The sequence below is a fragment of the Kitasatospora sp. NPDC059812 genome, from assembly GCF_042732075.1.
Classification (GTDB): Bacteria; Actinomycetota; Actinomycetes; order Streptomycetales; family Streptomycetaceae; genus Kitasatospora.
Genome location: NZ_JBHWIO010000079.1, coordinates 25,965 through 40,355 on the forward strand (window position 1 = coordinate 25,965; position 14,391 = coordinate 40,355).

Consider the following 14,391-nt stretch of genomic DNA (forward strand, 5'->3'; position numbering starts at 1 on the left):
GCCCGGGGGGGGGGGCGCGGCGGCCCCCCCCCCGGTGCGCCCCCGCGTGCGCTCCCGGTGTCGGCGGTCAGCCCAGCAGCCGCGACCAGAACCGGGCCCAGCGTCCGCGCGGCTTCACGGGGTCGGACACCGGGGGCGCCCCGGCCGGCTCGGCGTGCGCCGGGTAGCCGGGAGCGTGGTGCCAGGACTGGTCGGCGGTGGCGACCCGGCCCTCGCGCATGATCCGGACGGTGTGTCCGCCACACCCCGGGCAGGTCGGCTTGAGCAGCGGGGACGGTACCCGGACACCGTTGGCGTGGTATTCGAACACGACGTGCCCGTCCTTGCCGGCGTGGTGCTCGATGTCGTACGCCTGCTCCCAGCCGTACCCGCATCGCAGGCAGGCGAAGGAGTAGGCCTCCCGCACGGTCTCGACGGGAGTGTGCGGCCGTCCGGCCAGGCCGGGGGCGCTCAGCGCGTTGCCACCGAGGGGGCTACCGATCATCTCGCTCATAGCCGTCTCCCAGCGCCCGCCGGGCGCTCGCCCGGCTGGGTCTTTCCATTCCAGGAAATGCCCTGACGGCCTCGGCCGATGCCCTGCTTGTGAAGAGTTGGACGCGGGTTGGGAACTCCTATACGAAAGGCCTGGATCGTTCCGGAAACCGCGACCGAATCTTCAGCTCCGTGGGCGTTTACCGGGGCCTTCCCTCAAAGGTACGACTCCCCCGGAGTCACGCAACCCCCGGAATTCACCCCTCTTTCAGGGCCCCGTCCCGGCCGCCGCCGGGCCCGCTTCCGGCGCTACTTCCCGGCCCCGTTCCCGGCCCCCTTCGCGGCCCCGCCCCCGGCCTCGTTCTTCGCCTCGTTCTTGGCCGCCACCACCGCGTCGAACACCTCCCGCTTCGGCAGCGCGAGCTGCGCCGCGACGGCCGCGATGGCCTCCTTGCGGCGCTCCCCGGCCTCCTCCCGGACGGCCACCAGCCGGGCCAGCTCGGCGGGGGTGAGCTCCTGCGGCGCCGCCGGCGGGGCGCCCGCGACGACGACGGTGATCTCGCCCCTGACGCCTTCGGCGGCCCAGGCCGCCAGGTCGCCGAGGGGCCCGCGCTTCACCTCCTCGTACGTCTTGGTGAGCTCGCGGCAGACGGCGGCGGGCCGGTCGGCGCCGAACGCCTCGGCCATCGCGGCGAGCGCCTCGGCGATCCGGTGCGGCGCCTCGAAGAAGACCATGGTGCGCGGCTCGGCCGCGATCGAGGCCAGCTGTCGGGCCCGGTCGCCGGTCTTGCGCGGCAGGAAGCCCTCGAAGGTGAAGCGGTCAACGGGCAGGCCGGACAGCGCGAGCGCGGTGAGCACGGCGGACGGCCCGGGCACCGCGGTGACCTTGACGTCGGCCTCGACGGCGGCGGCGACCAGCCGGTAGCCGGGGTCGGAGACGGACGGCATGCCGGCGTCGGTGACCAGCAGCACCCGGGCGCCGCCGAGCAGTGCCTCGACCAGTTCGGGGGTGCGGCCGACCTCGTTGCCCTCGAAGTAGGAGACCACCCGCCCGGCCGGGGTCACCCCGAGCGCCTGGGTGAGCCGGCGCAGCCGCCGGGTGTCCTCGGCCGCGATCACGTCCGCCGTGGCCAGTTCGGTGAGCAGCCGGGGCGGGGCGTCCGAGACGTCGCCGATGGGGGTGCCTGCGAGAACGAGTACTCCTGTCACGGGCCCCATCCTTGCAGCTACCGCGGCCCGGGGGCTTTTGGTGACGATTCGGGCAGCTTCCGAGGGAGCGGTCACGTGTGCGAGAAGCGCCCCTACGATGTGGCGGATGAACGGCGACACGGCGGCTCGCACGCCCACTGGTACAGACCACACCGCGCAGGATGGCGGCGACGTGGCCGGCCTGCCGTCCTCCGCCGTCCCGGCTCCGCGGCCCGCCGACCAGGCCGGGAGCCCCGCGCAGCCCGACCGACCCGACCAACCCGGCGGCCCCGACCAACCCGGCAGCGCCGCGCGCGGCTGGCGCGAGCGGCTGGCCGGGTTCGGCTACGCCGGCCGCCCGGTGGCCCCGCTGGCCGAGCGCCTGGCCCCGCCGATGCCGGACGGCCCCGGGGTGACCCCGGCGGTGGTGCCCCCGTCGCCGCTGCTGCTGCGGCTGGGCGTGTCCGTGCCGCCGGCCGTGTGGTCGTGGCTGTGCCGCTGGTCCGGCTGGCTGGGCCCGATCGCGGTGGCGGTGTTCGCCGGGATCCTGCGCTTCACCAACCTCGGCCAGCCGCACGCGATCATCTTCGACGAGACGTACTACGCCAAGGACGCCTACGCGCTCTGGCACGGCGGCTACGAGATCAACTGGCCGGACGGCGCCAACGAGCAGATCATGACGCCCGGCGCGGCCGTCCCGTACCGCTCGACGGCGTCCTACGTGGTCCATCCGCCGGTGGGCAAGTGGATCATCGGCGCCGGCGAGATGCTGTTCGGCATGAACCCCTTCGGCTGGCGGTTCGCGGTGGCCCTGCTCGGCACGCTGTCGGTGCTGATGGTGGCCAGGATCGCCCGCCGGCTGTTCCGCTCGACCCTGCTGGGCTGCGTGGCCGGCCTGCTGCTCTCGGTGGACGGCCTGCACCTGGTGCTCAGCCGAGCCGCGCTGCTGGACCTGGTGGTGATGTTCTGGATCCTCGCCGCCTTCGGTTTCCTGCTGCTGGACCGCGACCGCACCCGGGCCCGGCTGGCCGACCGGCTCGGCGGGGTGGCGGACGCGGTGCTGGCGCAGCGGGCGAACCTGGGCTGGCGCCCGTACCGGATCGCGGCCGGCGTCTGCGTCGGCCTGACCTGCGCCACCAAGTGGAGCGGCCTGTACGTAGCGGCGGCCTTCGGCGTGATGACGGTCCTGTGGGACGTCGGCGCCCGCCGCCTGGCCGGGGCCCCGCGCCCGTACCTGGCGACGCTCGCCCGGGACGTGGTGCCGGCCTTCGTGTCGGTCGTGGTGGTGTCGCTGGTCGTCTACGTCACGTCCTGGTGGGGCTGGTTCGCCAGCAGCAACGTGCCGGGCAAGGGCGGCTGGGGCCGGGACTGGGCGGTCGGCCGCTCGACGGACTACCCGTGGATACCCGAGGGGCTGCGCGCCCTGTGGCACTACCACTCGACGGTCTACGACTTCCACACCCATCTGAGCGACCCGCACACCTACCAGTCGAACCCGTGGTCCTGGCTGGTGCTGGGCCGGCCGGTCTCGTTCTTCTACGAGTCCCCCAAGCAGGGCCAGAGCGGCTGCACGGCCGCCGAGTGCGCCCGCGAGGTGCTGGGCATCGGCACCCCGCTGCTGTGGTGGGCGGCCGTGGTGGCGCTGGTGTACTGCCTGTGGCGCTGGGTGGCGCGGCGGGACTGGCGGGCCGGAGCGGTGCTGTGCGGCCTGGCCGCCGGTTACCTGCCGTGGTTCGCCTACCAGCAGCGGACGATCTTCCTCTTCTACGCGGTGGTGTTCGTCCCGTTCCTGGTGCTCGCGGTGACCATGCTGGTCGGTGCGCTGATCGGGCCGCCGGGCGCCTCCCGGGACCGCCGGATCATCGGTTCGGCGGCGGCCGGGCTGCTGGTGCTGCTGATCGTGTGGAACTTCCTCTTCTTCTTCCCGCTGTTCACCGGGCAGACGATTCCGATGGACGACTGGCGCCAGCGGATGTGGTTCAACAGCTGGATCTGATCGACACCGCTGTTCCCTGAATCGTCCGTATGCGGTGCACGACACGTACCAGATCCGTCACAACTCGCGGGCATTTCGTCGGCGCACCGATCGGCGCTGCCTAGGGTGGGGGGAACAGCGTGTCCGGCCCCGGTCGGTTGCGCCCGTCCGGCAGACCCTTGGGGGAACAGCACCATGCGCAGAGGCGCGAAGATCGGCATCATCACCGGCGTCTCCGTCGCCGTGCTCGCAGGCGGTGGCTACGGGGCGTACAGCCTGATGGGCGGCTCGGACTCCGGATCGTCCTCGGCGAAGAAGCCCCGCACGGTGGTCGCCGAGCCGCCCTCGGCCGAGCAGGCGACCAACGGTGCGAAGGACTTCCTGGCGGCCTGGGCCGCCGGCGAGCTGGACAAGGCGGCCGCGCTGACGGACGACCCGGCCGCGGCCACCACCGCGCTGACGGCGTTCCGCGACCAGGTCAAGCCGAGCGCGCTGACCCTGGCCCCGGCCGGCCCGGCCACCCCGCAGGCCTTCGCCTCGGCCACCGGCACCCCCGCGCCGGCCAAGCCCTCCGCCGGAGCCTCGGCCACGCCGTCGGCGGGCGCGACCCCGGGTGCCACCGACTCGCCGTCAGCCTCCGCCTCGGCCGGCCCCGCCGGTGTGCTGATGGGCTTCAAGGCGCGCGCCGAGTTCGCCGGCACCAACCGGGTCTGGGACTACAACGGCTTCCTGAACGTCGTGAAGATGAGCGACAACACCCCGGCCGTGCACTGGGCGCCGACGGTGATCCACCCGCACCTGTCCGGCAACGAGACGATCGCCACCCAGCAGGTCTTCGCCCCGCCGTCCACCGTGGTGGACCGCAACGGCAAGCCGCTGCAGGGCGCATCGCTCACCCCGGCACTGCTGTCCACCCTCCAGGACAACGCCCACAAGCTGCTGCCGCCGGACCCGAACAAGGACCAGGACGCGGGCAGCGCGGTGGTGATCAGCGACCCGGCCGGCAAGGGGGCCGCGGACAAGCTGTTCACCATCGTCGAGCCCAAGCCCGGCAAGCCGTTCAAGGTGACCATCGACAACACCATCCAGGCGGCGGCCGAGAAGGCGATGACGGACCTGGGCGGCAAGTCCGGATCCGTCGCCGCGATCGAGCCGAGCACCGGCCAGGTGCTGGCCTTCGCCAACGCGCCGGCCAACGGTCAGAACCGGGCCTTCACCGGCCTGCTCGCGCCCGGCTCGACGATGAAGATCGTCACCTCGACGGCGCTGCTGGAGGCCGGGGTCAACCCGGACACCGTGGTGGCCTGCCCGGAGAAGAGCAGCAACCCGGTCGCGATCCCGAACGACTTCCCGGGCGCCTTCCCCAACAACACGCTCCAGCAGGACTTCATGATGTCCTGCAACACGGCCTTCATCAACCAGGGCCTGACCAGCCTCAAGCCCGAGACGCTGTCCAGCACGGCCAAGGACGTGTTCGGCATCGGCCTGGAGTGGAAGACCGGCCTGCCGAACACCGACGGCAAGGTGCCGCCGACGCCGGGCAGCAAGGACGAGCAGGCCATGAACTACATCGGCCAGGGCAAGGTCCAGATGAACCCGCTGGCCATCGCCTCGATCACCGCGACCGTCCAGAGCGGCGCGTTCAAGCAGCCGATCCTGGTCCCCGGCCTGCCGCAGCAGGCGGCGGCCCGCCAGATCGCGCCGGACGTCGCGGGCAAGCTGCGCGCAATGATGAACGCCACCGCCACCGGCGGCACGGCCAAGGACGTGATGGCCGGGATCACCGACAATGCGGGTGCCAAGACCGGCTCCGCCGAGGTCGCCGGCGCGTCCACCACCAACAGCTGGTTCACCGCCTTCCGCGGCAACATCGCGGTCGCCGCCGAGGTGCAGGGCGGCGGCCACGGCGTCGACGCGGCCGGCCCGGCCGTCGCCTCGCTGCTCAAGGCCGCGGGCCGCTAGAACAACCCGTCCGGACGGAGCCCGCTCAGCCCCGTGGCAGGGCGGGCTCCGGTCTGCCCGGGAGCCGGTGCGGCGGGATCGGGCGCCGGCTGCTCCAGCGCCGGGCCGCCAGCCGCGGCCAGATCACCAGGACCACCGGCAGGGCGAGGTAGCCGAACCGCCCGGCCGGGGCGAGCATGAACGCGATCGCCAGCCCGGCGGCCAGCAGGTCGGCGGCCGCGATCGCGGACACCGGCGGCCGGGCGAGCAGCCAGATGGCCACCCCGATCCCGCCCATGGTCATCAGCGCCAGCGAGACGGAGTGCCCGGTCGGCCCGAAGCCGGCCAGCACCTTGCCGGGCAGCGGGCTGCCGGCCGGGGTGCGGATGGCGGTGAGCCCGAGCGGGAAGCGCACCACCTGCTCGCGCAGCGCGTCCGCCCGGGTCAGCACGGAGGGCAGGAGCACGGCCAGGCCGGTGCCGAGCGCGATCAGGGTGGTCCGGGCGGCGGGCCGGCGGCCGTACAGGCGCCACAGCAGCAGGGCGGCGACCGGCAGCGCCGGCCAGGCCGTCCACTTGAGGGTGCAGGCGAGGGCGAGCACCAGGCCGGCGCCGACGGTGCGGTCCCGCTCGGCGAGTGCCATGGCGAGGCAGCAGAGGCCGATCAGCGGCAGGTCCACCCCGCCGACGACGAGGGCGAGCGAGATCAGCGGCGAGGCGGTGAGCACGGCGAGCGGCAGCAGCGGCGCGCGCTCGCGGGTGGGCCGCAGCAGCCGCCAGCTGGCCAGCAGGCAGACCACGAAGGCCAGCGCGAACCAGATCCGGGCGTCCCCGGCGACCTGGGCGAGGTCGGAGCCGTCGCCCAGCAGTTGGCGCGGCATCCCGAACAGGGTCATGGCCGGCAGGTACGGGTTGTAGTCGGTGACGACCACCGGGTGCGACAGGTACGGGCTGCCGGTGGTGAGCAGCAGGTGGGCCGAGCGTTCGACCACCATCACCTCGGACTGGTGGCGGCCCTGCACGGCGAGCAGGGCGAGCGGCGCGAGGACGGCCCCGGCGAGGGCGACCACGGCGGCGGCGCGGGCCGCGTAGCGGCGCGGCAGGGTGAGGCAGAGCAGCCCGGCCAGGACGTAGGCGGGGGCCGCGATGAAACCCCACATCCGCTGGTTGGGCAGGTCGGAGACGAGCGGGAAGGCGGCCGCCCAGCCGGCCGCGATCAGGCAGCCGAGCAGTTGGACGGTGCGCATCGAGGCGAGTCGGGCGGGATTCAGCCGATCGGGCGTGGGTGGGAACGTGCTCTCGCCACGCTGGCGGGGGAACGGCCGACTGGAGAAGCCGAGGGGCGGTCGTCCTGGTCCGGACGGCGCTGCGGCGGGGGTCGGCGGGGCCGGCGTTCTGCTGCGGCCGGTGAAGCGGCCGCGCGGGCGGGAGAAGCCGGGCGTGCGGGTGCTCACCATGGTGGAAGGTTATGGGTGGTGGCCGGGCCCTGTCGCCATGGCGTGGGGCACGTGGCGGGAGGTGGCATGAGGGGGGCCGCCGAGTGTCGTGGTCGGCGGCCCCTCATGTCCGGATTCTTCCGGCTCAGCTGTTGCGGTGGCCGGTGGAGCTGTCCGCCGCGGCGGCCTGTGCCTGCTGCTCCAGCTTGGAGTGCTTGATGCTGTAGCCGAAGTAGACGACCACGGCGACGGCGAGGGCGATCGCGCCGGCCCGGAAGGTGTCGGCGTGCAGGCCGGTGATCAGGTAGGCGCAGAAGGCGACGCTGAGCAGCGGGACGACCGGGTAGCCGGGGACCTTGAAGCCGCGCGGCAGGTCGGGCTGGGTGCGGCGCAGGATGATCACGCCGATCGAGACGACCGAGAAGGCGATGAGCGTCCCGAGGCTGGTGATGTCGGCCAGCTCCTTCAGCGGGACGAAGGCGGCCAGCGTGCCGACGCCGAGGCCCACCACGAGGGTGTTCCAGACCGGGGTGCCGGTGCGCGGGGAGAGTTCGGCGAAGCGCTTGGGCAGCATGCCGTCGCGGCCCATGGAGTACAGGATGCGGGTCTGGCCGTAGATCACCACGAGGGTGATGCTGAAGATCGAGATGATCGCGCCGATCGCGAAGACGATCGAGGGCCAGGTCTGGCCGGTGATGTCCTGGAGGATCTGGGCGAGGCCGGCCTCCTGGCCCTCGAACTTCTGCCACGGCTGGGCGCCGATGCCGGCGAGGGCGACCAGGATGTAGAGCAGGGTCACCACGACCAGCGAGATGATGATCGCCAGCGGCAGGGTGCGGCGCGGGTTCTTGACCTCCTCACCGGCGGTGGACACGGCGTCCAGGCCGATGAAGGAGAAGAAGATGCTGGACGCGGCGACCTGCACGCCGCCGATGCCGAGCGGCATGAACGGGGTCAGGTTGCCGGAGTGGAAGCCGGTGAGCGCGATGCCGACGAACAGCAGCAGGATCAGGATCTTGATCCCGACCATGGCCGCGTTGACCTTCACCGACTCGCTGACGCCGCGGGTGAGCAGCACGCAGACCATCGCGACCAGCAGCAGCGCCGGCAGGTTGAACCAGTGCGTGAGGTCCGGCGCGCCGGACAGCTGCTCCGGGATGGTGAAGCCGAAGGCCAGGTCGAGGAACTTGTTCAGGTACTCGGCCCAGCTCACCGCGATCGCGGAGGCGGAGACGCCGTACTCCATCAGCAGGCAGATGCCGACGCCGAACGCGACGCCCTCGCCGAGGGTGGCGTAGGCGTAGGAGTACGAGGATCCGGAGACCGGGATCGCGGAGGCCATCTCGGCGTAGCAGAGCGCGGTGAGTCCGGCGGTGACCGCGGCGAGCACGAAGGACAGGATGACGGCCGGTCCGGCCGAGGGCACCGCGCTGCTGAGCACGAAGAAGATGCCGGTGCCGATGGTGGCGCCGATGCCGATCGAGGACAGCTGCCAGAGGCCGATCGTGCGGCGCAGGTGGATGCCGGAGCGTCCGCCCTCCTCGGGCGCACCGGCCGGGAGGCCGTCCTGGCCCTCGCTCTCGGCGATGAGGGACGAGACGGGCTTGCGTCGCAGCAGACGCGCACCGAGAGAGTTGCTGGTCACAACTGCGGTCCTTCTGGGCGGGGGGAGGGTGTCCTGGCGGCCGGTCACTCGACGCGCCATGGGGTGTCATCGGGGACCAACCGAACAAAGATGGGACAGTACCCCGCGAAAGCACCAGTGTCGCAAACGAACAGTCCGGATCGGCGCATTGTACGAATTGGCGCATGAGCCTATACAAACCGGACACTTCGCAGACGGCGGATTCGCCGTCCAGCAGCTAAAGCAGCAGCTCAGCGGCCCAGCACCGCCCGCATCACCGAGCGGGCGATCGGCGCGGCCAGCCCGCCGCCGGTGACGTCCGTGGCGTCACTGTCCGCGATCACCACGGCCACCGCCACCGGCGGCACCGCGTCCGAGCCGGCGGGCTTGGCCCAGGAGATGAACCAGGCGTACGGCGTCCCGCTGTTGTCCACCCCGTGCTGCGCGGTGCCGGTCTTCCCGCCGACCACCGCGCCGCCGATCCGGGCGTTGCCGCCGGTGCCGTTCTCCACCACGTCGGTCATCAGCTTCTGCACCTGCCCGGCCACCGCCGGGGTCGTCGCCCGCCGGTACACGGCGGGTTTCATCAGCTGCACCGCGGTGCCGTCGCCCTTCGTCAGCTTGTCCACGAGCTGTGGGCGCATCACCGTCCCGTCGTTGGCGATCCCGGCCGCGACCATCGCCATCACCAGCGGGGTCGCCGCGGTGTCGAACTGCCCGATCGAGGAGAGCGCCACCTGCGACTGGTTCATCGTGGTGTCGAAGTTGGACCGGGCCGGGCGCACCGGCGTGTCCAGCCTGGCGTCGTTGAAGCCGAAGTTCTCGGCCATCGCCACCATCGGGCCCAGCCCGGTCCGCACCCCGAGGTAGCCCAGCACGCTGTTGCAGCTGTAGACCATCGCGGTGTCCAGCGACTGGCCGGGCCGGTCGCACGCCGAGGTGTCGTTGACCAGCGGCGTGGTCGTCCCGGGCAGCACGTACGGGTACGGCGCGTCGGTCGGCGCGTCGGGGTCGGTGACCACGCCGGCCGCGAGCGCGGCCGCCGCCGTGACCACCTTGAAGGTCGAGCCCGGCGGGTAGGTCTGGCGCAGCGCCCGGTTGAGCATCGGCTGGTCGGTGTCGGCCTGCAGCCGGTTCCAGGCGGCCTGGTCGGCCGCGGCGGAGCCGGCGAAGCTGCCCGGGTCGTAGGACGGCGTGCTGGCCAGGGCGAGGATCCGGCCGGTGGCCGGCTCGATCGCGGCCACCGCGCCCTTCTGGCTGCCGAGCCCGCGCACCGCGGCCTCCTGGGCGGCCCGGTTCAGGGTGGTGTAGACGTCCCCGCCGGGGTTCTGCCTGCGGGCGACGGCGTCCCAGACCGCCCAGCCGGCCAGTCTGCTGTCCGTCCCGGACAGCAGGTCGTCCTCGACCCCCTCCAGCTGGGTGTTGCCGTACGCCTGCGAGGCGAAGCCGGTGACGGCCGCGTACGTCGGGCCGTCGGTGTAGGTGCGCTTGTAGTCGTACCGGCCGCCGGTGGGCTCGGAGCCGGTCACGGTGTCCGCGCCGACCCGGATGTTGCCGCGCGGCTGCGAGTACCGCTCGATGGTGAGCCGCTGGTTGGCGGAGTTGTGGTTGAGGTCCTCGGCCTGGAACACCTGCACCCGGGTGGCCTGGACGCACAGCGCCGCGACTAGCAGCAGGCAGAAGACGCCCGCGCGGCGCCCGGTGACGGAGATGCCGGGCAGGCCCTGCGGCCCGTTGCCCCGGGCGCGCGGACGGGAGCGGGTGCGCGCCATCAGTCCTCCTCCGACCCGGACGCGGACACGGGCAGGACCGGGGCCGGCCGGCGCGCGATGTCGCTCATCCGCACCAGCAACGCCACGATGATCCAGTTGGTGACCACCGAGGAGCCGCCCTGCGCGACGAACGGCAGCGTCATCCCGGTCAGCGGGATGAGGTCGAGCACCCCGCCGGCCACCACGAACACCTGGAGGCCGACGATCGCGGCCAGCCCGATCGCCAGCAGCCGCCCGAACGGGTCGCGCAGCGCGATGCCCGTCCGGAACCCCCGGGAGATCAGCAGCGCGTACAGCAGGAACACCGCGACGAGCCCGGTCAGGCCGAGTTCCTCGCCGATGGTGGCGAGGATGAAGTCCGACTTGGCGGCGAAGCCGATCAGCACCGAGTGCCCGTTGCCGAGCCCGGTGCCCAGTTCCCCGCCCCAGGCGAAGGCGAACAGCGACTGGGCGATCTGGTTGGCACCCTTGCCCGCCGCGATCGAGCCCAGCGGGTCCAGCCAGTCCGTCACCCGGCTGTGCACGTGCGGCGAGAGCCAGCCCACCGTGGCCGCCCCGACCGCCGCCAGGGCCAGCCCGATCACGATCCACCCGGTGCGCGCGGTGGCCACGTACAGCATCACCACGAACAGGCCGAAGAACAGCAGCGAGGTGCCGAGGTCCGTCTCCAGCACCAGGACGCCGACGAACGCCGCCCAGATCAGCAGCACCGGCCCGAGCACCCGGCCGCGCGGCAGCTGCCAGCGCCAGACCCGGCGGCCGGTGAGCGCCAGCGCGTCCCGGTGCACCGCCAGGTAGGCGGCGAAGAAGACGGCCAGCAGGATCTTGGCGAACTCCCCCGGCTGGAAGGACAGCGGCCCGATGACGATCCAGATCCGCGAGCCGTACACCGGGGGGAAGAAGATCGGCAGCACCAGCAGGACCAGCGCCACCAGCGCCCCGAGGTAGGCGTACCGCTGCAGCCGCCGGTGGTCGCGCACCAGCAGCACGACCGCGATGAACAGCGCCACCCCCAGGCTCGACCAGAGCAGCTGGGTGGAGGCCGCGCCGGCGCCCGAGGTGGCGCGGTCCAGCCAGTAGATCACCACCAGGCCGATCCCGTTGAGCAGCACCGCGATCGGCAGCAGCAGCGGGTCCGCGTACCGGGCCCGCCGGCGGACCACGGCGTGCGCCAGCAGGGCGAGCACGCCGAGCGCGGCGCCGTACTCGGCCGCGCCGGCCGGCACCCTGCCGTCCAGGTTGACGCCGACCTCGACGTAGCCGAACACGGCGATCAGCACGGCGGCCAGGACCAGCAGCAGCTCGGTGGTGCGCCTGGTCGGCACCGGCCGGCTCGGCCGGGCTGCGGTTCTCGTCACGGCGGGGGGTGTCGCCACGGACCGTCCTGGGGGTCGCGGGGAGCCGGAGCGCTGTTCCGGGGGGATGCCAATCGGGATGGACCGGCGGCACGACGCCGGTTCACCCAGGTTCGTCACCCTAACGAGCACTATCCATATTTATCGGCTTTTTGCTGCGGTGTGTCCGCTCTCGACGGAAATCCTCCGTTCCCGCCCGGACTCGCACGAAACCCGCACGGAAGACCGTCCGGCCCAGGTAGGGCGGACGTAAGTCCTCGCAGCCCCGACGGCCTTTCCATGCGCCGGAGTTCACGCCGCGGCGGGGTGGCGCACGATCCGGTCTCGTTTGGCCATCGCGAACTGATGATCCCTAGGATCACCGGGTGACTACCGGACGACGACCAAAGACCAGGCTCGGCAGCCTGCTGGGCGCCCTGGCGATAACGGGCGCCTCGCTGCTCATCGGCCTGCCCGCCCACGCCGACGAACCATCAGCCGGAGCCGCCGCGCCCAAGGAGGCCCCCAGGGTCGACCTCGTCCTGGACGTCAGCGGCTCCATGAACGAGCGGGACATCCAGGGCAAGAGCCGGATCTCGGTGGCCCAGCAGTCGCTGAACGACGTGATCGACGCGCTGCCCGCGGAGACCGAGTTCGGCATCCGCACCCTGGGCGCGAACTACCCCGGCAACGACAAGACCCAGGGCTGCCAGGACACCAAGCAGCTGTACCCGGTCGGCAAGACCAACAAGGTCGAGGCCAAGACCGCCATCGCCACCCTGCGGCCCACCGGCTGGACCCCGATCGGCCTGGCCCTGCGCGGCGCGGCCCAGGACCTCGGCAAGGGCGAGACCACCCGCCGGGTGGTGCTGATCACCGACGGTGAGGACACCTGCACCCCGCCGGACCCCTGCGACGTCGCCCGTGAACTCGCCTCCCAGGGCATCCACCTGGTCGTCGACACCCTCGGCCTGGCCCACGACGACAAGACCCGCCAGCAGCTGCTCTGCATCGCCAACGCGACCGGCGGCACCTACACCGACGTCCGCACCCAGGAGCAGCTCACCGACAAGGTGAAGCAGCTGGTCGACCGCTCCAACGACACCTACGCGGTCACCCCGGTGAAGACCTCCGGCGCCGACAAGTGCGAGAGCGCCCCGGTGCTCGCCCCGGGCGTGTACAGCGACCGCGAGAAGTTCTCCGAGCACCGCGTCTACAAGGTCCCGGTCAAGTCCGGCCAGGAGCTGCGCGCCTCGGTCAGCGTCGGCCTGGACCGCGCGGTGGCCCGGGACTACGGCGTCCTGCTGCAGGCCACCAGCGCGACCGGCCAGGAGCTGGTCCGCGGCACCGACGCCGGCAGCAGCCGCACCGACGTGATCTCCACCGGCCTGCGCTGGTCCACCAGCGACTCCAAGGGCTACATCACCACCGGCCCGACCTCCTCGTCGAGCGCCAAGCCGGAGACCACCGTCTGCCTGGTCGTCAGCAACTCGCTGGCCCCGCAGGCCGGCGTCCAGGCCGACCCCGGCCTGCCGATGGAGCTGACCGTCGACCTGGCCACCGCCTCGTCCGCCCCCGAGGGTGCGGCGATGGGCCTGGGCCGCGGCTGGGTCCTGCTGCTCACCCTCACCCTCGCCGGGCTGCTGTTCGGCCTGGTGTTCGGCTGGATCGCCCGCTGGCGGATCTCTGTCTGGCGGGAGAACTGACCATGCGACCGACCACACGATCGACCACGCGCACGACCCTTCGCGGCGCCCTCGCCGCCCTCGCCCTGCTGCCCGCCCTCGCGCTGGCCGCCCCGGCCGCCTCCGCCGCCTCCCCCTCGCCCTCGGCGAGCGCGAGCGGCGCCCCGGCCCCGGCCACCAAGGCCGGCACCTCCTTCCTGACCGCGACCAACCTCTCCCCCGGCCAGGACGCCAACGTCGCCGCCTCCACCGGTGACTACCTGTACTGGGCGTTCGGCGCCTCCGAGGGCCAGACCCCGACGATCGGCCTGACCGTCAACCTGGCCCCCGCGACCGACCGGCACGGCCCGCAGACCTGGTCCGCCGAGGTCTTCGACGGGCTCCGCCGCCGCCAGTCCTGCACCGCCGGCACCCAGAACGCCACCGGCGACCAGAACACCGGCACGCTCACGCTGAGCTGCACCCTGCGTGAGATCCGCTCCTGGGCCGAGCCGTGGTCCGGCGACCCGCTGCCCGGCACCTACTACGTGCGGCTCTCGGTCAGCGACGTCCCGCAGCCCGACCTGGGCCTGGCCACCTCCGTCCAGCTGCACGTCAGCGCCAAGGGCAACGCGGACAACGCCCAGCCGGAGGGCGGCGAGCTCAAGGCCCCGCTGGTCCCGCCGGCCGGCGGCGGCGCCAGCACCGCCAAGGCGGCCGCCCCGGTGGCGGCCGAGGAGCACTGGTACACCGGCTGGTTCTCCGGCTGGAACAGCCGCTGGTACTGGACCATCGGCGGCGGCGCCCTGGCCGCCCTGGCGGGCGTCCTGGGCTACAACCTGACCAGGCACCCGCGCGGCTACCGCCCGCCCCGCTACGGCGCCGTCCCGCCGCAGTCCGGCGCCCCCCAGCCCGGCCCCTACGCCGGCTCCCAGCGCCCCTGACCCACCCCGCCCCACCCCGAGGGCCGGCCGGATTCCCCCGGCC

At 72.8% G+C, this 14,391-nt stretch carries 10 protein-coding genes; 4 read left to right on the forward strand and 6 right to left on the reverse strand.

All coding sequences use genetic code 11. The features are described from left to right. Positions 1-67: 67 nt before the first annotated feature. On the reverse strand, positions 68-493 hold the full coding sequence (locus ACFV6D_RS30155; protein ID WP_350877715.1) for a hypothetical protein: 426 nt from the start codon (positions 491-493) through the stop codon (positions 68-70). A 287-nt stretch (positions 494-780) separates the two neighbouring features. Next, positions 781-1,680: a 16S rRNA (cytidine(1402)-2'-O)-methyltransferase gene (gene rsmI / locus ACFV6D_RS30160; protein ID WP_380561906.1), complete on the reverse strand. Its 900-nt coding sequence runs from the start codon at positions 1,678-1,680 to the stop codon at positions 781-783. Between the two features lie 106 nt (positions 1,681-1,786). On the opposite strand from rsmI, the gene ACFV6D_RS30165 reads away from it, so the two are divergent. Both ACFV6D_RS30165 and ACFV6D_RS30170 read left to right on the forward strand, forming a co-directional pair. After that, positions 1,787-3,655, forward strand: a complete 1,869-nt coding sequence (locus ACFV6D_RS30165; RefSeq protein ID WP_380561908.1) for a phospholipid carrier-dependent glycosyltransferase — start codon at positions 1,787-1,789, stop codon at positions 3,653-3,655. 174 nt (positions 3,656-3,829) lie between these two features. Then, entirely contained in the window at positions 3,830-5,596 is a 1,767-nt protein-coding gene (locus ACFV6D_RS30170) for a penicillin-binding transpeptidase domain-containing protein (protein ID WP_380345712.1), read from the forward strand. Between the two features lie 25 nt (positions 5,597-5,621). Here the strand turns inward: ACFV6D_RS30170 and ACFV6D_RS30175 are convergent, their stop codons facing one another. The 4 genes from ACFV6D_RS30175 to ACFV6D_RS30190 form a co-directional block, all read right to left on the reverse strand. Continuing rightward, positions 5,622-7,031 carry a glycosyltransferase 87 family protein gene (locus ACFV6D_RS30175; protein ID WP_380345714.1) on the reverse strand — a complete coding sequence of 470 codons (1,410 nt, stop codon included), beginning with the start codon at positions 7,029-7,031 and terminating at the stop codon, positions 5,622-5,624. Positions 7,032-7,155: 124 nt separating this feature from the next. Then, a complete protein-coding gene (locus ACFV6D_RS30180) occupies positions 7,156-8,715 on the reverse strand; it encodes an amino acid permease (RefSeq protein WP_380561910.1) in 1,560 nt (519 codons plus the stop codon). A 170-nt stretch (positions 8,716-8,885) separates the two neighbouring features. Then, positions 8,886-10,406, reverse strand: a complete 1,521-nt coding sequence (locus ACFV6D_RS30185; RefSeq protein ID WP_380561912.1) for a penicillin-binding transpeptidase domain-containing protein — start codon at positions 10,404-10,406, stop codon at positions 8,886-8,888. Beyond that, complete coding sequence (locus tag ACFV6D_RS30190) at positions 10,406-11,764, reverse strand: FtsW/RodA/SpoVE family cell cycle protein (protein ID WP_380561914.1); 1,359 nt, start codon at positions 11,762-11,764, stop codon at positions 10,406-10,408. The genes ACFV6D_RS30185 and ACFV6D_RS30190 overlap by 1 nt, the downstream gene beginning before the upstream one ends. 362 nt (positions 11,765-12,126) lie before the next feature. Here ACFV6D_RS30190 and ACFV6D_RS30195 point away from each other — a divergent pair, with 362 nt between their 5' ends. Then, positions 12,127-13,446 (forward strand): VWA domain-containing protein, encoded by a 1,320-nt coding sequence (locus ACFV6D_RS30195; RefSeq protein ID WP_380561916.1) that lies wholly within the window; start codon positions 12,127-12,129, stop codon positions 13,444-13,446. Between the two features lie 2 nt (positions 13,447-13,448). Further along, the gene (locus ACFV6D_RS30200) at positions 13,449-14,348 is read left to right on the forward strand and encodes a hypothetical protein (protein ID WP_063348076.1); all 900 of its coding nucleotides are present in this window, start codon (positions 13,449-13,451) and stop codon (positions 14,346-14,348) included. Positions 14,349-14,391: the final 43 nt, after the last annotated feature.